This window comes from Ruegeria sp. HKCCD7221 (genome assembly GCF_013031225.1).
Taxonomy (GTDB): Bacteria; Pseudomonadota; Alphaproteobacteria; order Rhodobacterales; family Rhodobacteraceae; genus Ruegeria.
This window is the reverse complement of record NZ_WPZE01000005.1, coordinates 251,430-268,930: the sequence shown is the minus strand read 5'-3', so window position 1 is coordinate 268,930 and position 17,501 is coordinate 251,430. Positions and strand designations below refer to the sequence as shown.

The 17,501-nt window shown below is 55.2% G+C and carries 15 protein-coding genes; 8 read left to right on the top strand and 7 right to left on the bottom strand.

The annotated features are described in order from the left end of the window. Positions 1–2 precede the first annotated feature (2 nt). Entirely contained in the window at positions 3–1,340 is a 1,338-nt protein-coding gene (locus GOX73_RS14470; RefSeq protein WP_171123215.1) for a TRAP transporter large permease, read from the top strand. Positions 1,341–1,402: 62 nt separating this feature from the next. Here the strand turns inward: GOX73_RS14470 and GOX73_RS14465 are convergent, their stop codons facing one another. The 7 genes from GOX73_RS14465 to GOX73_RS14435 form a co-directional block, all read right to left on the bottom strand. Further along, entirely contained in the window at positions 1,403–3,157 is a 1,755-nt protein-coding gene (locus tag GOX73_RS14465; RefSeq protein WP_171123588.1) for a SulP family inorganic anion transporter, read from the bottom strand. Beyond that, a complete protein-coding gene (locus GOX73_RS14460; RefSeq protein ID WP_171123217.1) occupies positions 3,157–4,836 on the bottom strand; it encodes a bifunctional protein tyrosine phosphatase family protein/NAD(P)/FAD-dependent oxidoreductase in 1,680 nt (559 codons plus the stop codon). Before GOX73_RS14460 ends, GOX73_RS14465 begins: the two co-directional genes overlap by 1 nt. Before the next feature lie 20 nt (positions 4,837–4,856). Next, entirely contained in the window at positions 4,857–5,741 is an 885-nt protein-coding gene (locus GOX73_RS14455; protein WP_171123219.1) for an MBL fold metallo-hydrolase, read from the bottom strand. Between the two features lie 24 nt (positions 5,742–5,765). Next, complete coding sequence (locus tag GOX73_RS14450; protein WP_171123221.1) at positions 5,766–6,203, bottom strand: DUF6691 family protein; 438 nt, start codon at positions 6,201–6,203, stop codon at positions 5,766–5,768. Positions 6,204–6,206: 3 nt separating this feature from the next. Beyond that, positions 6,207–6,641 (bottom strand): YeeE/YedE family protein, encoded by a 435-nt coding sequence (locus GOX73_RS14445; protein ID WP_254429205.1) that lies wholly within the window; start codon positions 6,639–6,641, stop codon positions 6,207–6,209. Continuing rightward, entirely contained in the window at positions 6,638–6,850 is a 213-nt protein-coding gene (locus tag GOX73_RS14440) for a DUF2892 domain-containing protein (RefSeq protein ID WP_171123223.1), read from the bottom strand. The genes GOX73_RS14445 and GOX73_RS14440 overlap by 4 nt, the downstream gene beginning before the upstream one ends. A 107-nt stretch (positions 6,851–6,957) precedes the next feature. Beyond that, complete coding sequence (locus tag GOX73_RS14435) at positions 6,958–7,626, bottom strand: Crp/Fnr family transcriptional regulator (protein WP_171123225.1); 669 nt, start codon at positions 7,624–7,626, stop codon at positions 6,958–6,960. Positions 7,627–7,663: 37 nt separating this feature from the next. On the opposite strand from GOX73_RS14435, the gene GOX73_RS14430 reads away from it, so the two are divergent. The 7 genes from GOX73_RS14430 to GOX73_RS14400 all read left to right on the top strand — a co-directional run bounded on the left by GOX73_RS14430 (position 7,664) and on the right by GOX73_RS14400 (position 17,501). Continuing rightward, positions 7,664–8,323 (top strand): hypothetical protein, encoded by a 660-nt coding sequence (locus GOX73_RS14430; protein ID WP_171123227.1) that lies wholly within the window; start codon positions 7,664–7,666, stop codon positions 8,321–8,323. Positions 8,324–8,446: 123 nt separating this feature from the next. Next, on the top strand, positions 8,447–9,121 hold the full coding sequence (locus GOX73_RS14425) for a glycosyltransferase (protein ID WP_171123230.1): 675 nt from the start codon (positions 8,447–8,449) through the stop codon (positions 9,119–9,121). A gap of 95 nt (positions 9,122–9,216) precedes the next feature. Further along, positions 9,217–10,377, top strand: coding sequence for an acyl-CoA dehydrogenase family protein (locus tag GOX73_RS14420; protein ID WP_171134984.1), 1,161 nt, complete (start codon positions 9,217–9,219; stop codon positions 10,375–10,377). Next, positions 10,370–11,620 carry a HupE/UreJ family protein gene (locus tag GOX73_RS14415; RefSeq protein ID WP_171123233.1) on the top strand — a complete coding sequence of 417 codons (1,251 nt, stop codon included), beginning with the start codon at positions 10,370–10,372 and terminating at the stop codon, positions 11,618–11,620. The genes GOX73_RS14420 and GOX73_RS14415 overlap by 8 nt, the downstream gene beginning before the upstream one ends. Next, complete coding sequence (locus tag GOX73_RS14410; protein WP_171123235.1) at positions 11,620–13,137, top strand: amino acid adenylation domain-containing protein; 1,518 nt, start codon at positions 11,620–11,622, stop codon at positions 13,135–13,137. Before GOX73_RS14415 ends, GOX73_RS14410 begins: the two co-directional genes overlap by 1 nt. After that, on the top strand, positions 13,118–13,384 hold the full coding sequence (locus GOX73_RS14405) for an acyl carrier protein (RefSeq protein ID WP_171123237.1): 267 nt from the start codon (positions 13,118–13,120) through the stop codon (positions 13,382–13,384). Before GOX73_RS14410 ends, GOX73_RS14405 begins: the two co-directional genes overlap by 20 nt. Positions 13,385–13,388: 4 nt before the next feature. Next, on the top strand, positions 13,389–17,501 hold the full coding sequence (locus GOX73_RS14400) for a non-ribosomal peptide synthetase (protein WP_171123239.1): 4,113 nt from the start codon (positions 13,389–13,391) through the stop codon (positions 17,499–17,501).

Sequence of the window (17,501 nt, the reverse complement as noted above, 5' to 3'; positions counted from 1 at the left end):
AGATGGAAGTCTCACTGATTGCTTTTGCGCTGGTCATCTTTCTTGTGCTGCTGCGCGTTCCGATCGGCATCGCAATGGGATTTATCGGGGCTGTCGGGTTCGTTTATCTGAGGGACGGGCGCTGGTCCGCAGGGTTGGGCCCGGCAGCAGATTCGATACTGGACGTAACGCAGAACGATGCGCTGTCGGTGATACCGTTGTTTATCTTCATGGGAATGATCGTCGCACAAAGCGGCATGGCGCTGGACTTATATCGCGCCGCCTACACGTTGGTCGGGCGGTTACCGGGCGGTTTGGCGATGTCGACGATTTTGGCCTGCGGTGGCTTTTCTGCCGTATCAGGCTCGTCGCTGGCCACAGCCGCAACCATGTCCAAGGTGGCCCTGCCGCCGATGCGAAAGTTTGGCTATCACGATAGTCTGTCCACCGCGTCCGTCGCCGCGGGCGGTACATTGGGCATACTTATCCCACCCAGCATTATCCTGATCATCTACGGCTTTTTGACCGGTCAATCCATCGGGAAACTGTTTTTGGCAGGCATTTTGCCGGGCCTTCTGGGCATACTGCTGTATCTGGGCGCCGTCGCCTTCGTCGTCTGGCGCAAGCCCGAGTACGGTCCCGCCGGAGAAAAAAGCTCGTGGACCGAAACACGGCAGGCTTTGCTGCGCGTCCTTCCGATCCTTGCGCTGTTCACGCTGATCATTGGCGGACTATACGGCCGCGTCTTCACCGCAGACGAGGCGGCGGGCGTCGGTGCATTTGGCGCGATCGTCATTTCGTTCCTAATCGGCCGGTTCACGTTCAAGGGGTTGATCGAAGCACTGGTTCAGACGGTAAAAACATCTGTTGGATTGTTCGTCCTTCTGATCGGCGCGGATATCTTCAACCGTTTGATTACACGCGCAAGATTACCGGATGACCTGCTGGCGCTGGTTCAGGGGGCCGGGCTGGAGCCATTCACAATTCTGCTGATCATAATTTTGATCTACATCGTTTTGGGCGCCGTGTTTGAAAGCTTGTCCATGATCACACTGACCGTGCCGGTCTTCGCTCCTTTGATCGCATCCTTGGGGTTTTTCGAAGGCGATATCACCCGAGAAACCGCCCTGATCTGGTTCGGGATCATCGTCGTGGTGGTGACGGAAATCTCGCTTATCACACCACCCATCGGCCTGAACGTGTTTGTCCTTAGGTCCGTGGTACAAGACGTATCAACCGCAACAATCTTCCGAGGTGTGACGCCATTCTGGGCTGCCGATATCGTAAGGCTGGCCCTTCTGGTGGCCCTTCCTGCCTTGTCGCTGTTCCTGCCCTTAGGTGTTTTCGGGTTCGGACCATAGCTTGCTTGCCCGAACCCTCAACCCCGGCACCGCGCTGTTAGTTTCCGACAGTGCTACGTTGTTCAAGCCGCCGCATTCGGCTGCGGGGAACGGGCAAGGTGATCCCAGGCGTCGAATTGCGACAGGAAAACCTGCCCATTCAGACCCTCAAGAAAACGGGATCGCCTCAGCCGGTCCATCACAGGCCCTTTGACCTCTGACAAATGCAGGCCAACATCCATATCGGCAAGGCGGAGGTTGATGGATTCCAGACTTTCCAACGCTGAATAGTCAACCTCGTTTACAGCCGAGCACATCAGTATAACATGTCGTACTGTACACCCGTCGGGTACTCTGCTTTGAATGTAGTCCTCCAGAAACCTCGCGTTCACGAAATACAGGCTTTCATCAACCCGCAGGTTGACGACCCTTGGATCGGTCAGAACCGCGTGCCGTTCGATATTTCTGAAATGCTGGGTGCCAGGAACCAGGCCCACTTCGGCCACATGGGGTTGGGAAGTCTTGTAAAGGTGCAACAGAACAGAAAGCACGACCCCCGACGCCACGCCAACCTCGACGCCAAAAAGAAGGGTCAACAAAATGGTGGCCGCCACAGCCACAAAGTCCGCGCACGAATAGGACCACGTCTTTTTCAGGATCGACAGGTCCACCAGCCCGAGGACTGCAACAATGATCGTGGCCGCCAGTGTCGCCGTCGGCAGAAAGTAGACCAACGGTGTCAACGCCAACGCTGCAACCGCCAAACCGATTGCTGTAAACGCACCGGCGGCGGGTGTCTCAGCACCGGCATCAAAATTCACCACCGAACGGGCAAAGCCACCCGTCACCGGAAACCCCCCGGTAAATGCAGCACCCAGATTGGCGGCGCCCAGCCCGATCAGCTCCTGATCCGGGTCAATCCTTTGTCTTCTTTTCGCAGCCAGTGTTTGCGCAACAGAAACGCTTTCGACAAAACCGATTATCGAGATCAGGATCGCCGGAAGAAGCAGCGCTTCGATCAGATCGAAGGACAGGCTGGGCACCGTAAAAGGCGGCAAGCTCTGCGGGACCGCACCGACAATAAGCACCCCTTGATCTGCCAGATCAAATGCCCAAACACTGACCGTTGTCGCGACGACCGCAAAAACCGGACCCGCTTTCGTCAGGATATCAGCCAACAGCGGCGGCGTTCGCAATTTGGTCAATGTCGGTCTCAGGAAGCTGCGCACCCAAAAAAGGAACAGGGTTGCGCTCGTCCCAATCGCCACCGTTACCCAGTTTGTCTGGCTCAGGTGCGACAGGATTGAGCCGAGCATCTCGGGCAGTGTATGGCCATGTGCCTCAATGCCAAGAATGTGCTTTAGCTGGCTGGTCGCAATCAAAATGCCCGAGGCCGTGATGAACCCGGCAATCACCGGGTGGCTCAGGAAATTGGCCAGCAACCCCAGCCGCAGCACACCCATGAGCACCAGAAACCCTCCGGACAGCATAGCCAATGTCAGCGCGGCGGCAGCGTATCCGGCGGTGCCCTGCTCCGCGACCTGCCCGATAACTGAGGCCGTCAAAAGGGACACAACAGCCACAGGCCCAACCGCCAGCGAACGGCTGGTTCCGAAAACCGCATAGAGCATAATCGGAACGATCGAAGCATAAAGTCCCGCCTCGGGCGGCAGACCGGCCAGCATCGCATAGGCTAGCGATTGCGGGATCAGCATGATCGTGACGATCACCGCGGCGATCAGGTCGTTTGACAGGGCTGAACGCGAATATGTTCGGCCCCAATCCAATACCGGTAAGTAGCGCCCGACACCGTGGCCCGAGGTAATTTTGCTAGGCATCAGTTTCCGGTTACCTTGATCTTTTCGGGCTTCGCCAGCCATTCTTTCCCCCGCAGCATCGCCTTCCAGTAGATCGGGGGCAGCAGCCTTTCCTTCAGCAACCAAGCCGCGCGTGACGGTTGAGTTCCATCAATCAGGAACGGGGGAAAACTGGGCTTGAGTGCGCCGCCATATCCAAATTCAGCCAGCACAATTTTACCCCGCGCAACCGTCAACGGACACGACCCATAACCATCGTACTGCGCTACTGCCGAACGACCGGCGATATCTGCCACGATATTGTCTGCAACAACCGGAGCCTGCTTGCGCGCTGCAGCCGCCGTTTTGGCATTTGGCGCGTTCATCACATCGCCCAGCGACCAGATGTTGTCGTATGTTTCGTGACGCAGGGTGGCCTGATCCACGTCAACCCAACCAGCCGCGTCGGCCAATGGCGACACCCGGATAAAATCGGGCGCTGTCTGAGGTGGGCAGACGTGGATCATGTCAAATCCGACCTCAATGGTTTCCACGTCTTCACCGGGCCGAGCTATTTCAAAGCGGGCCATTTTTCCCGGCCCGTCCACAGCGATCAGATTATGAAAGAAGTTCAACGAGACATCGTATTTCTCAATATATCGTTCAAGCGCGGGCACATAATCCTTCACGCCAAATATTACGCCACCTGCGTTCATGAACTGGATGTCGATATCTTTCAGCACACCCCGGCGGAACCACGCGTCACCCGACAAGTACATCGCCTTTTGCGGCGCACCCGCGCATTTGATTGGCACTGGCGGCTGGGTAAACAACGCCCTGCCCTTCTGCATCTGCTGCACCAGTTTCCACGTATAAGGCGCAAGATCATAACGGTAGTTTGAAGTGACACCATTGCGGCCCAGCGTTTCTTCCAAACCCTCCACTTTGCCCCAGTCAAGCTTGAGGCCCGGGCAAACAACCAACCGGCCGTATTTGACCACGCGGCAACCGTCCAGGATCACGGCATCATTGTCGGGTTCAAAGGCTGCCACGGCTGACTTCAACCAGTGCACACCTTTCGGAATGAGGCTGCCCATGGTTCGCGCCGTGCTCTGAGAGTCAAAAATTCCACCACCGACCATGGTCCAACCGGGTTGGTAATAGTGAATATCAGCGGGGTCGATCACGGCAATATCCAGATCGAAATCTCGTGACTTCAAACTTGCCGCGACAGCGATACCACCGGCACCGCCGCCCACTATGACAATATCAAAAAACGCGTCACCCTTGTCCGTTGGCGTTTTGCCGCCGTTGGCGATGCGGCGCGCTACACCGTTCATGTCATAACCCGCCGCCCCAGTTGCCGCGAGGATTTCTGCCATTGGTCGGAGGTTGGATTCATGAAAAGACCACAGCGTAGCCGACCTTGTCCCGGTTCGACAATAGGCCAATACCGGCTTTGGCGCGTCCTGATAGACCCGGCCAAATTCGGCCACATCCAGATCCCGAACCATACCGCTGGTGATCGGGACATAACGCGCCTCGATCCCCAGTTTCTGTGCCGCGGCTTCGATTTCCTCGAACACTGGCTGGTCAGCGGCTTCTCCATCAGGCCTGTTACACAGGATGCTGCGAAAACCCTTGGCTGCAATCGCGGCGACATCCTCGGCCGTGATCTGCGGCCCGACCGAGAGCTGATCCGTGATGTATCTGATATCCATCTGTCTCCTCCCTTTTTCCGTCACAGAGTGTTCACGGGCACTTTGAGCATGGGGTTGCCGTCGGGATCCCGAGGCACTTCGCCCGCTCGCATGTTGACCTGCAACGACGGGATGATGAGCTTGGGCATATCCAGAACCGCGTCACGCTCGGTGCGGAATTTGACGAACTCCTCCTTCGTTTTTCCGCCACCAACATGGATGTTCAGGACCTTTTCTTCGCCAACGGTGGTTTCCCACGCAATGTCGCGCCCGTTCGGCCCATAATCGTGGCACATGAAAAGGCGTGTTTCGTCCGGCAGGGACAGCACTTTTTGGATCGATTCGTACAGAACCCCGGCGTCCCCGCCCGGAAAATCCGCGCGCGCCGACCCCCCATCAGGCATAAACAGCGTATCCCCGACAAAGGCCGCATCCCCCATGACATGGACCATACAGGCCGGGGTATGGCCCGGTGTATACATCGCGAAGGCCTGCATGTTGCCGATCATGTAAGTATCGCCTTCTTCGAACAGGGCATCGAACTGCGAGCCATCGCGTTGGAACTCTGTGCCTTCGTTGAACACTTTTCCAAACGTGTCCTGTACCACCATGATCTTTGAGCCGATGCCGATCTTTCCACCCAGCTTGCCTTGGATATATGGCGCAGCTGACAGGTGATCCGCGTGAACATGCGTTTCGATGATCCACTCCAATCGCAACCCCTGCGACTGTATCTGGTGGATCAAAGCGTCGGCGTGGTCATAGGTGATCCGGCCTGCGGCATAGTCGATGTCCATAACGCTGTCGACGATGGCGCAGGCCGCTGAAGACGGGTCCTTGACGATGTAGCTGATGGTGTTTGTCGCCTCGTCAAAAAAGGCCTGAACATCGGGCTTGGTGTTCAAGTTGATCGGGTAATGAGTCATTGTGTGTACTCCTCCTGTGTCGTGTCAGGCCGTGGTCTGTGCCCGGCGCGCGGTGGTGGATTGAATAGATTTTGCCAACAGGATGCCGACAACCAAGGCAGCGACAAAAGCAAACACCTGCCACTGCCCTGTCCCCAACGTGGGCAAGGCACCGCCAGGGCAAAAGCCGGACAAACCCCAGCCAATGCCGAATACTGCTGAACCACCCACAAGCGGCACGTCAATTTCGCGTTTTGTTGGCAGGCTGAACCCGCCCGTGAAGATCGGTGTCTTGCGCCCAAAGACCAGTCGATAGCCAATGAAGGTTGTGACCAGCGCGCCTCCCATCACAAAGATCAACGATGGGTCCCAGCGTCCCGCGACATCAAAAAAGTTGATCACCTTTGCAGGGTTGGCCATGCCCGAAATTGATATTCCAAGACCAAAGACGAGACCGATGAAATATGTGGCGATGAGTTTCATGGATCAGCCTCCAATCACGTGGCGCACGACAAAAACCGTGACGAAGGTGAAAGCCATAAACGTCAACGTCGCCACGATTGATCGCGGGCTAAGTCGCGCCATACCGCAGACACCATGGCCGGATGTGCAACCCGCGCCATAGGTGACTCCAAGCCCGACGATCACCCCACCTACCAGTAGCGCGGGGGTCGATACGGGAACATCAACGGCAGGCATCTGGCCCGAAAACATCCAAAACAGGGCGGGCCCCGTGATCATCCCGGCGACAAGTACCAGTCGCCACGCAAAGTCCTGACGATTGGAAGGCTGGACCAGCCCGGTCAAAATACCTGTCGCCCCCATAACCCGGCCCATGACAAGCATCAGCAGGGTCGACGCGACGCCGATCAGAATGCCTCCGGTCAGAGAGGCAACTGGCGTGAACGCGGTCTCCATCATCCGCAGTCCTTGCAGGTTTTGAGGCCAACAATGCTGTAGATCGGGCAGTTCGCGACAAGGGCGGTTACCCCGAACACCGCAGCGACGATCACTGCCAGCCAAAACAGTAGGCCAGACCCAGCCATGCCGGTGCCAAAGGCCACAAACAAAAGGATAACGGCAACAGCAATGCGCAGGCCGCGATCAAGCTTTCCCATATTGGTGATCATTTCTCACTCCATCGAGACTCAATGGAGCGACACTTGCATAGCCCGGACCCAAGCCTCGGTGACTTGGTCACCAAACTATTCACTTTTTATGTTCGGAGTTATCAGCCTTACATTGCCGAACTGCGCGCCAACTGTTCCAACCCGGCCCTGTTCACCAGATGAACCTCGCCTCGGGACTGTTCGATCCATCCACGGCGGTGAAACTCTGACAACAGTCGCGAGATGACCTCACGCGCCGTTCCCAGTTCAATCCCCAACACGGCATGGGTGGCGCGAACGACATCGCTATGGTCAGCAAGTTCCAAAAGACGGGCGGCCAGACGGACATCCATCCGTTGAAACACGATGTCATCAATTAGCGTGAACAGGTCTGTTATCCGGCGGGAATAAGCCGCAAAGACGAAATTGCGGAACACATCGGACTTTGCCACCAGCTCGTCAAAAGTTTGTCTCGGTATTGCGACCGCGCTGACATCAGTCTCGGCGATGCCATCTGCAGAATAGTCTTCAAAGGCAAGCATGCATGCGGTTGTCAAAACACAGCTTTCGCCCGCGTGGACGCGATACAAAAAGACCTCGCGCCCTGTTTCGGATTTTTGCTGCACCCGTATCGTACCTTCTAACAACAGCAGAAGATTGTCGGCAGTTTGTCCCGGTGAGAACACCTGCGTACCTGCCGGAACGCTGACAATTTGGCTTCCCTCCTCCAGTCGCGCTCGAATGTCGGCTGGCAATTGGCTCAGCCCTTTGAACCTGTCGATCCACGAAACGTCCATAATCCTGTTCCAGCCTGTCTGCTTGACCGCTTTTCAAATGACACGATACATCTTATTTATCGAATATAACAGAGATTCGAAACTGACAGCGCAATACCCAGATCAAATCTTGACTGAAAACAGCGCTAGAATACCTCCAAGTAAATTCACAGGCGCGCTCCGACCAAGTGACAGAAGGCAAAATATGTCCAAGCGGTTAGCAATCATATCCAGCGGCTTGAACAGCCCCCTAAGCAGCGCCGTGGAAATTGCACAACAGGCCAGGGACACCGGGTTCAAGATCACTTTTCTTGCTCCGGTATCCTCAGCGTCGATTCTTGCACATGCGGGCTTGGAACATTTCATAATTCCGGGCCCTAAATTTGATGCGTTCACGCCGTTGGTTCCCTCCGAAACCGCGCGGTCAATGTCCAGGCAAGAGCGCCTGAAATCGGCCGTTGCTGCGTTTGAAGTTGATGAACTGCAGCGGGACTTAGCCCGTATCTCTGCCGATGCGATATTCGTCGACTGCGAATTACATGCGCATATCGTCGTTGCGATGACGTTGGGTGTTCCTGTCGTCCAATTCAGCAACATGTTTTTGTCACCCCCCAGCCCGCAAGCCCCCCCGCTGAACAGGCGCGGCATACCGGGGCAAGGAGTTCGCGGCAGCAAGCTTGGGATCTGTTTGCTGTGGGTGCAGTTTCTTGCGTGGTAAAACCTCAAAATTCTCAGGAACCGGATTTCCAGCAAAAGTACGGACTATCCGACGGCCGTTCAGGAACTGGCCCGACTGCACAATGTGCCGATCTCCAAACTTAGGCGGCGCGTGTGTTGGCAGATGCCGTGGACCTACAAAATCCAGACAGCATTGTTTTTGCCCCAAGCATTGGACCTGCCGACCAAACCCTACGATTATATGACGTACCTTGGCCCGATGATCATGGAAAACCGGCCACAGAAATCTTACGATGCAAATACAGTTGCCCGGTTTTGCGATCCCGCTTTGCGACGCAGGCGGATTTTCGTCGGGTTTGGCACCATGATGAAAACAAAAGGCGATTTGGTCTCCAAACTTTTGACGGTGGCCGAGCGTCATCCGGAATGGCACTTCCTGTTAACGGCTGGCAAAGACTGGGACCGCGCCTCTGAATTGCCTGCACCGGAAAATGTCGACGTTGTTCCATGGGTCCCGCAACACCGTGTTTTGGAACACGCTGACATGGCCATTATGCATGGCGGCACCGGCAGTTTGGTCGAGGCCGTTGAGACCGCGACCCCGCTTTTGTTATATCCTCATGTCAACGACCAGAAAGGCAGCGCCGCGCGGGTCGTATTTCACTGCATTGGGCGCGCAGGAACGCCCAAAGACCCCATCGACAAGATTGAAGCAGACATCCATGCCGTGCTGGAAGACCGAGACATGGCGCGGAGGTGCCGAGATATGCAGGCCGAGTGCCGAGCAGAACAGTCCGGCGACACACTAGAGCGGTATTTGCGAACGCTCGTGGGCTGAGGCAATCACCCGCAACGCAAAGGCATAACACTTTTTTTGATCCTATCGGGACTTGGGCACGTAAAGGATTCAGAAGCAGTCGATGAACCCTCAAAGTGCACTACAAATCTCAGATCAACGACTTAGGCTCTGGCGCCAAAAGCTTTGCGGTCACGCTTCCGGACGTTACCGCCGAAAACCTGCGCGGGGTCTGGAAGACGATTGCCGAGTTCGGAAGTTTCAACTTTGCGGTCCCGTCCGAGTTCGGCGGCTCCGGTAGAACAGCCCAAGAATTTTGCAGCCATTTTTTGGGGTTCGGCGAAGGATGCCGTGACAACGGACTTGCAATGGCCGTGATCTCGCAGATCTGGACCCTGCAAAAACCGCTGATCCGCTTTGGTAGTTCTCAGGTAAAGGCCGCGTATTTGCCTAAATTGCTGGCAGGTGAAACCCTCGGCGCTTTTGCTTTGACCGAATTGGAGGCAGGGTCCGATGCGCTTGCGCTCAGGACACGGGCCGATCGTGTGGACGGCGGCTATGTCTTGAATGGCAGCAAAGCTTTTGTCGGTATGGGGCCAAACTGTGACATCGCAATCGTCTTCGCTCAGACAGACCCGGGAAAAGGCCGCTGGGGGCTATCCGCCTTTGTTGTCCACGCCGGAGACAAAGGGTTCGTCCGACATCCGGCTCAGGGCAAACTGGGCTTGAACAGCGTTCCTCTGGGTGAACTGGAGTTCCGGGATTGCCGAATTTCTGAGGACCGGCGACTGGGACCCGAAGGCGCAGGGGCCGCTATCATTCAAACCACCCTGGACTGGGAGCGTTGTTTCATCCTGACATCGCAGGTGGGCGCGATGCGCAGGCAATTGGCTGAGTGTACCGACTTTGCAGCGGCCCGTAACCTGTTTGGACAATCCATTTCCGAGTTCCAGTCCGTCGCTAACCGCATCGCGGATATGCGGGTGCGTTTAGAAACTTGCGAGTTGATGCTGGAGCGCGCTGCAGACCTTTACGATGCTAAAAAACCCCTCACCCAATTCGCGGCCATGGCAAACCTTCACATTTCCGAAGCCTTCCTCAGTTCCAGCCTGGACGCGCTCAGAACCCATGGCGGGCGCGGATATCTGGCGGGAGCATCAACTGAACAAGACGCAAGGGACGCGCTGGGTGGCGTGATCTACTCGGGCACCTCCGACATTCAGCGTCAGATCATTGCCAAAATGGAAATTGGACAGCGGTCCAGACCAAACAAACTGGGAGACTCAACCAATGGCTAACGGCCTTGTTTCAAGCCATAACCACTCATCGCCACGCCAACCCGTATCGTGCAGGCTACATCAACAGGTGTTGGCGTTTGCGGGTCTTTTCCTGATGATGCTGACATCTGTGGCCCATGCCCACAGCTTTAACGAAAGTTACGTGTACTTTGACGTCACCGATGACAGTCTGAGCGGGCGCATCGAAGTAACTCTGACGGACCTGACCCGCGTGCAGCAGGGAACCGCAGAAATCGAGACCCCTCTGACCGAAGAGGAAGTCACCGCCGCTCAGCAGGCTTTCTTCGATTACTTCGAAGAGCGCATGAACCTGTCTTACGAAGGCCGTCCATACGAAGTTGAATTTGATGATATTTCGTTCTTTGGCACGTCGGTAGACACGTTTGCCCAACTTCACTTTACCGTTCGCGACATCACTGAGACGCCTACAACGATCCAGATGTCGTATGACGGGTTGTTTTCAGATGTCGACCCGACGCATCGGGGTTATGCCCTGATCGGAAGCAATACGCGCAACGGGATGGACGAAAACGAGGCGTATATTTCACTGATCTTTGCGCCCGGTGAGGGTCAGAAAGACCTGTATCTGAATGATGAACCCACCAAGGATATTGCGCTTACCTTTTTCGAACATGGCGTTTGGCATATCTGGCTGGGGTTTGACCATGTCCTGTTCCTGATCACGCTGTTGCTGGGTGCGGTCATGCGGATCGAAAACCAGCGCTGGGTTCCATCCGAGAGCATTCGGGACAGCCTGCGTGAAACCGTCAAAATCGTCACGGTTTTCACGGTCGCACACACAATCACCCTCTGCCTCGCGACATTCGAGGTCGTCACTCTGCCGGTCACGCTGGTCGAGGCGGTTATCGCATTCTCGATCGCGGCCGTTGCAATTGGTAACCTGATCCCGAGGTTTCACGCTGGATCGTGGAAAGTCGTGTTCCTGTTCGGTATCTTCCACGGCTTTGGCTTTGCAAACGTGCTGGAACCGCTTGGGCTTGATCCCACCCGCAAAGCGCTTGGTTTGGCGACTTTCAACATCGGGGTCGAGGTCGGGCAGCTTGCGATCGTCCTTGTCCTGTTCCCGATCTTCTTTGCCCTACGTCGTCTGACCGCCTATCGTGTGATCGGCCTGCAATTCGGCTCGGTCGCGTTAATCGCAATCGCGGCATTCTGGTTCTACGAACGAACCGTCGGCTGGTTCCCTGTGTTCGGTGAAACAGTGGCACAGGTTGCCTTCTGATGATCAATCCGGCCCTCCTCGACCACGCTGTCAGGTATCACGCTCGACACACTCCGGACGCTCCGGCTCTGAGTGTGTTGGGCACGGTGACAACCTACGAAACCTTGAACAGCGAAATCGACAGGATAGCGGCCTGTTTGCTGGACCGCGGCGTTCAGATCGGGGACAGAATTGTTTTGTGCACAGCCAAGGGTTTAAAGGCGATTGCGGCCTTGCATGCGATTCTTCGTGTTGGCGGCGTATATGTTCCACTTGACCCGACAGCTCCGGCAAAACGTATTGCAGGGCAAGTTTCGGTAGTTTCTCCCAAATTTGTCCTCGCGGATACGCCCCGGCTCACCCTTTTCGCAGGGGTATTTGCCACGCCTCAGCTCATTGATATTTCTCAGGATTTCCCTGAGGCAAATATGAATGACAAGATGGCAGATCGTCAGCCCCGAAGATCGGAATATGACGCAGCCTATATCCTGATGACCTCGGGCACGACCGGCACACCGAAAGGAATTGTTCACACCCATAAAAGCGGCCTCGCCATCACACGAATGGCTGCCGCACGGTGCCGGCTGACATCAGGCGATCGGATCAGTCACCACACTCCGCTGCATTTCGACATGTCGATTTTCGACGTTTTCTGCACGTTCTTGTCCGGGGCCTGCTGTGTGGTGATCCCGGAAGCCTATACCAAGCTGCCCGCTTCGCTGTCCCAGCTCTCGGAACACGAACGTATTTCGGTTTGGTATTCCGTCCCTCACGCCATAATTCAAATGGTCGAGCGAGGCGCTTTGGCAGACCGCAATCTACAAGCCCTGCGCATCGTGATGTTTGCAGGAGAGGTCATGCCACCTTCTTCCCTCAGGTCATTTTCAAAACATGCGCCAAACGCAACTTTTCTTAACGCTTACGGGCCAACCGAGACTAACCACTGCACCACTGCTGAGTTCACACATGCCGACCTGGACGGCACCACCCCTTTGCCAATCGGCTTTCCGGAACAAGGGGTCATCGTCCGCATCGGGACGGAGGCTGACGAAGCAAGCACAGGCGAGCTTCTAATAGCCTCCGATCAAGTAATGTCAGGATACTTGAATGCGCCAGACCTGAACCGGGCAGCCTTTTGTACCTTGCCGGACGAATCCGGGCAGCCAAGGCAATTTTACCGAACCGGCGATATCGTCCGCCGCGCGCAGAACGGTCAACTAATTCTGGTCGGGCGCAAAGACCGTCAGGTCAAGCTGAGGGGCTATCGCATCGAATTGGACGAGGTAGAGCTTGCACTGGTCAACTGCGCCCAAATCACCGAAGCCGCCGTGATCCTTTTCGAAGGCAAAATCCAAGCCTTTGCAACGGGGCAGACAGGCGTTGATCTGAACGAAATCCGGTCCAATCTGGAGACTGTGTTGCCGCACTATGCTGTCCCAAGCCGGATAGACCTGCTTAATTCAATGCCACGCACCTCGACCGGAAAGATTGACCGTCAAAAGCTGATAGGAATTGCGAATGCGCAACGAGCAGCCTGATACGCATGATCATGCATTGCGCCACTTCGTTCAAACCACCCTTTTGAGTGGTCGGTCGGTGACAGATGACGAGGAATTGTTGCTAAGCGGCATGATCGATTCATTGGGGGTGATGTCGCTGGTTTCGTTCATTGAGCAAACCTATCAGATCGAAGTGCCGTTTGAGGATGTCACCCTTGAGAATATGGGCACGATCAAAACGATCATGGATTTTGCGGAAACGCGGCTAAAAAAGCGTGCGGACTAAAAGAATGTCGTATCCTCTGACCGAAAGCCAAACGCTATTTTGGAAGGGCCACCAGCTTCAGCCGGACGTACCCTTGTACAACATGGCCTGGAGGTTCGATCTGCATTTCGCCGTTCAGCCCGAGGTATTCAAGGCCGCATTCCTTGAAACGCTTGAGCTTAACCAAGCACTCAGAACCGCAATACGTGATACACCCGAAGGTCCTGTCCAATTTGCCGTCGAGATAGACGAAGATCTTTTCGAGATCAAAGACCTCAGCGATAATGAAAATCAGCAGGAAACGCTGACTTCGGAATCGGCGGACTGGGTCCAAACCCCTTTTGAACTGACTGAGGGAACGATGCGCAGTCGGTTGGTGAAGTTGGCGAACTCACACTGGGTTTGGCTTGTGTGTCAGCACCACATTGCCTGCGACGCGCAATCAGGCGCACTTATGTTCGAGCAGGTCTCGCAACGCTACGAACGTCTCCAAGGGGGGCATACCGAAAAAGTCGAGAGCCTGCCCAACTTTTTTGAACGTCAGAATTTGCGATCTTCCTCGATGGTCGCGGCACACGTCGCCGCGCCAACGGTCAAAACACCTGCGTACGGCAGCGATCCGCAGCGAACATTCTCTTCGAAGCGTCTTCGCATACCAGTTGATCCGGCACTTTTCGGTGCTTTGGAGAATGCAATTGCCAGGCCGGAATTCAGACTTTTCACGCCCGAGCTGTCGCGGTTGGCCATCTACCTCACGGCTTTTTTCGCCCATCTTCACCGGATAACGGGCGACGAAGAAATTACGATTGGTCTGCCATCGCACAATCGACTAACGCCGGATGATCGGAGAACGATCGGACTGTTTGTCGAAGTCTTGCCTCTCTCAATCCAATTCGATGCGTCGGACACCCTGCTTGACCTTCACGGCAAGGTAAAAAAAGGGCTGGGCGTTTTCTTGAAACAGGCCAAGCCAGGTGCGGTTTCAAAGATAGACACATCAGGTGTCAGTGCGGTCTGCAACTATATTCAGGCACGCTTTGATGCGTTTGCCGGACACCCTGCCTCGGTCGAATGGCTGCATAGCGGCGCACATGATGCAATCCATTCTCTCAGGCTTCACGTCATCGACTTTGAAGGAAGTGGTGTTCCAAGTCTAAGTCTGGACGTTCAGAACAAAATTCTTGAATCGGTTTCAGAGACCAACCTTTGCGCACATTTCGTCAAGTTTCTAACGGCCGTGGTTTCAACCCCGGAAAGCCGCGTAACGGCCGTTGCATTCTCGGCCGGACCCGAAGATCTGTCACTTGTTCAAGGCCCGGCGGAACCGCAATCCACACAAGTTTCCGTACTGGAAAGGTTCAGATCACACGTAAGAAACACGCCTGACCTGATTGCCCTATCCCAAGCAGAACACGAGCTAAGTTACGGGCAGCTAGACGAACTCAGCGACCACATTGCAACCCATTTGAAAGAACTTGGTGTTTCCCGCGGTTCCTGCGTCGCGGTCCATCTACCTCGGTCCATGGATTTTGTGATTGCGGTCATGGGCGTTCTGAAGGCCGGGTGCGCGTTCGTACCAATTGCGACCAACATACCCCCGGCACGCGTGGACGAAATTCTGCTCGGGAGTCGTGCATCCGCCATATTTGTTACCCCAGAAGACCAGCGGAAGTACCCTTATAAAAGCATTACGGTCGAGGCCGCCCACTACGACGACACTGTTGTCAGCGCGGCAATCGAACCCAACGACACCGCATACGTTCTGTTTACATCAGGGTCGACAGGTGTACCCAAGGGCGTCGAAGTAAACCACAAAAACCTGACGCGATATATTGGCTGGGCGGCTCGGTCTTTTGCTAACGACCGTCCTGCTCATTTTGCGTTCTTTTCGTCCGTGTCGTTTGATTTGACCCTGACGTCGCTGTTTGTCCCTTTGATCACTGGCGGGTCGATAAGGGTTTATCCCGAACGCTCTGACCCGGACATGGCCATCCTTGACGTCTTTGCCGAGGATAAAGTCGACATTGTGAAGCTGACCCCGTCGCATCTGGCTTTGGCTTGCACGCAAGCGCAATCCGTCCGACGCATCGAAACGCTGATACTTGGCGGTGAAAATCTAACATCCGCACTTTGCCGTCGTGCGCTCAACACCCTGTCACCGTCATTGAAAATTATCAACGAATACGGCCCGACGGAAGCCGTCGTTGGGGCCATGCAACATAGGTTTGACCCCGACGCGGATACGCAGTCGTCCGTTCAGATTGGAAAACCTGCCGCAGGGGTCATACTGTCTGTTCGCGACGCGGCGCTAAATATCTGTCCCTTAGGAGTGACCGGAGAAATCTTGATTAGTGGTCGGCTGGCTGACGGGTATCTGAATAGCCCGTCCCTGACTGCTGAAAAGTTCGTCGGCGATCCTTTGAACCTACAGGATAAGCTATATCGGACCGGCGATCTTGGTCGCATCACGAATGATGGGCGTTTTGAATACCTTGGACGCGCGGATCAACAGATCAAGAAAAACGGCGTTCGCTTCGAGACCGCGGAATACGAACAAATTCTGCGCCATTTGCCTGATGTCGACGCGGTGCATGTCACCTTTTCTTCAACCGATCACACCATCGTATCAACGCAGCAGTGCAAGAATTGCGGTCTGACAGACGCTGTTCCCGGGGTGCATTTTGACACGCAAGATATGTGTACGATCTGTGCCGAATTTTACACCTATAAAGACCGCGCCGGGGCTTATTTTCGCGCCGAACCCGAACTTGAGGACAAGATCGCCCAAGCCGTCCGCACCAGCACTGGCAACTACGATGTCGTCATGATGCTGAGCGGCGGTAAAGACAGTACCTATGCGGCCTATCGTCTGGTCGCTTATGGGCCTCGAGTGCTCGCAGTAACTTTGGACAATGGGTATATCTCGGACGAAGCCAAAGAGAACATTCAAAGGGTCGTTGACGACCTGAACTGGGATCACAGGTACCTGTCCACGGACAAGATGAACCAAATCTTCGTAGACAGCCTGAAAACGCATTCCAATGTCTGCCAAGGATGTTTCAAGGCCCTTTACACACTGGTCTTCCGAACAGCCCTGTCCGAGGGGGCGGCAATGGTCGTCACCGGCCTGTCGCGCGGCCAGTTTTTTGAGACGCGGCTGACGCCTGACCTGTTCCGTCACTCAGCCCCGACTTGCGCGCAACTGGATGATATGGTTACGCAAGCCCGCAAGACTTATCACGCAGAAGATGACGCAGTATCCCGGCTTTTGCAGACCGACGACCTAAAGGATGGCCGTTTTCTCAGTCAAATCGACGTGCTGGATATCTATCGCTATGTCGATGTGCCTGTTTCGGACATTTATGAGTTCCTCGACTCCCAAACCGCATGGAAACGCCCAAGGGACACGGGACGATCGACCAATTGCCTGATCAACGATGCCGGAATCCACGTTCACAAAACGCGGGAAGGCTTTCACAACTATGCTCTGCCCTATTCGTGGGACGTACGAATGGGTCACAAGACACGCGATCAGGCGCTGGACGAGCTGAACGATGAAATCGACACGCAAAGAATAGAAGCGATCCTGGAAGAAATCGGATTTGACGAACCTGTTACGCGGGCACCTGCTCTGACGGTTTATGTGGCAGGTCATGATCTGAATGGGTCGCAGGTCTGGGATATCCTTCGCGAACATCTGCCACGCGAGATGTTGCCGGATCAGGTTGTAATCCTGGATGAAATGCCCCTTAATGCCAACGGCAAGGTGGATACTTCTAAGTTACCCAAGGCCGCGACAAAAAACCCGCCCCCGGGCAATTACGTCGCACCAGAAACCGAAACGCAACGCCGATTGGCAGCTATCCTTTCCGGTGTTCTAGGCGAAGTAGAGATCAGCACGACGCGAGATTTCTTTGACTTGGGCGTAGACAGCATCGCCGCAATCGAAGTTGCAATGAAAGCCAATGAACAAGGCATAAATCTGCCTGCGACTGCGTTATTCGAGTATCGGTCACTCAGGGCATTGGCCTCCTATGCGGACACGTTGCCCGATGACCATGGCAGCGGCGACGATGACACTCATCTTATCGACTTGGACGACGATGATCTGTCGCGCATAACTGAGGCTTTGGACTGA

Coding starts and splice junctions, on each gene's coding strand:
- GOX73_RS14470 (WP_171123215.1), top strand. CDS start 3: ATGGAAGTCTCACTGATTGCTTTTGCGCTGGTCATCTTTCTTGTGCTG.
- GOX73_RS14465 (WP_171123588.1), bottom strand. CDS start 3,157: ATGCCTAGCAAAATTACCTCGGGCCACGGTGTCGGGCGCTACTTACCG.
- GOX73_RS14460 (WP_171123217.1), bottom strand. CDS start 4,836: ATGGATATCAGATACATCACGGATCAGCTCTCGGTCGGGCCGCAGATC.
- GOX73_RS14455 (WP_171123219.1), bottom strand. CDS start 5,741: ATGACTCATTACCCGATCAACTTGAACACCAAGCCCGATGTTCAGGCC.
- GOX73_RS14450 (WP_171123221.1), bottom strand. CDS start 6,203: ATGAAACTCATCGCCACATATTTCATCGGTCTCGTCTTTGGTCTTGGA.
- GOX73_RS14445 (WP_254429205.1), bottom strand. CDS start 6,641: ATGATGGAGACCGCGTTCACGCCAGTTGCCTCTCTGACCGGAGGCATT.
- GOX73_RS14440 (WP_171123223.1), bottom strand. CDS start 6,850: ATGATCACCAATATGGGAAAGCTTGATCGCGGCCTGCGCATTGCTGTT.
- GOX73_RS14435 (WP_171123225.1), bottom strand. CDS start 7,626: ATGGACGTTTCGTGGATCGACAGGTTCAAAGGGCTGAGCCAATTGCCA.
- GOX73_RS14430 (WP_171123227.1), top strand. CDS start 7,664: ATGACACGATACATCTTATTTATCGAATATAACAGAGATTCGAAACTG.
- GOX73_RS14425 (WP_171123230.1), top strand. CDS start 8,447: ATGCCGTGGACCTACAAAATCCAGACAGCATTGTTTTTGCCCCAAGCA.
- GOX73_RS14415 (WP_171123233.1), top strand. CDS start 10,370: ATGGCTAACGGCCTTGTTTCAAGCCATAACCACTCATCGCCACGCCAA.
- GOX73_RS14410 (WP_171123235.1), top strand. CDS start 11,620: ATGATCAATCCGGCCCTCCTCGACCACGCTGTCAGGTATCACGCTCGA.
- GOX73_RS14405 (WP_171123237.1), top strand. CDS start 13,118: ATGCGCAACGAGCAGCCTGATACGCATGATCATGCATTGCGCCACTTC.
- GOX73_RS14400 (WP_171123239.1), top strand. CDS start 13,389: ATGTCGTATCCTCTGACCGAAAGCCAAACGCTATTTTGGAAGGGCCAC.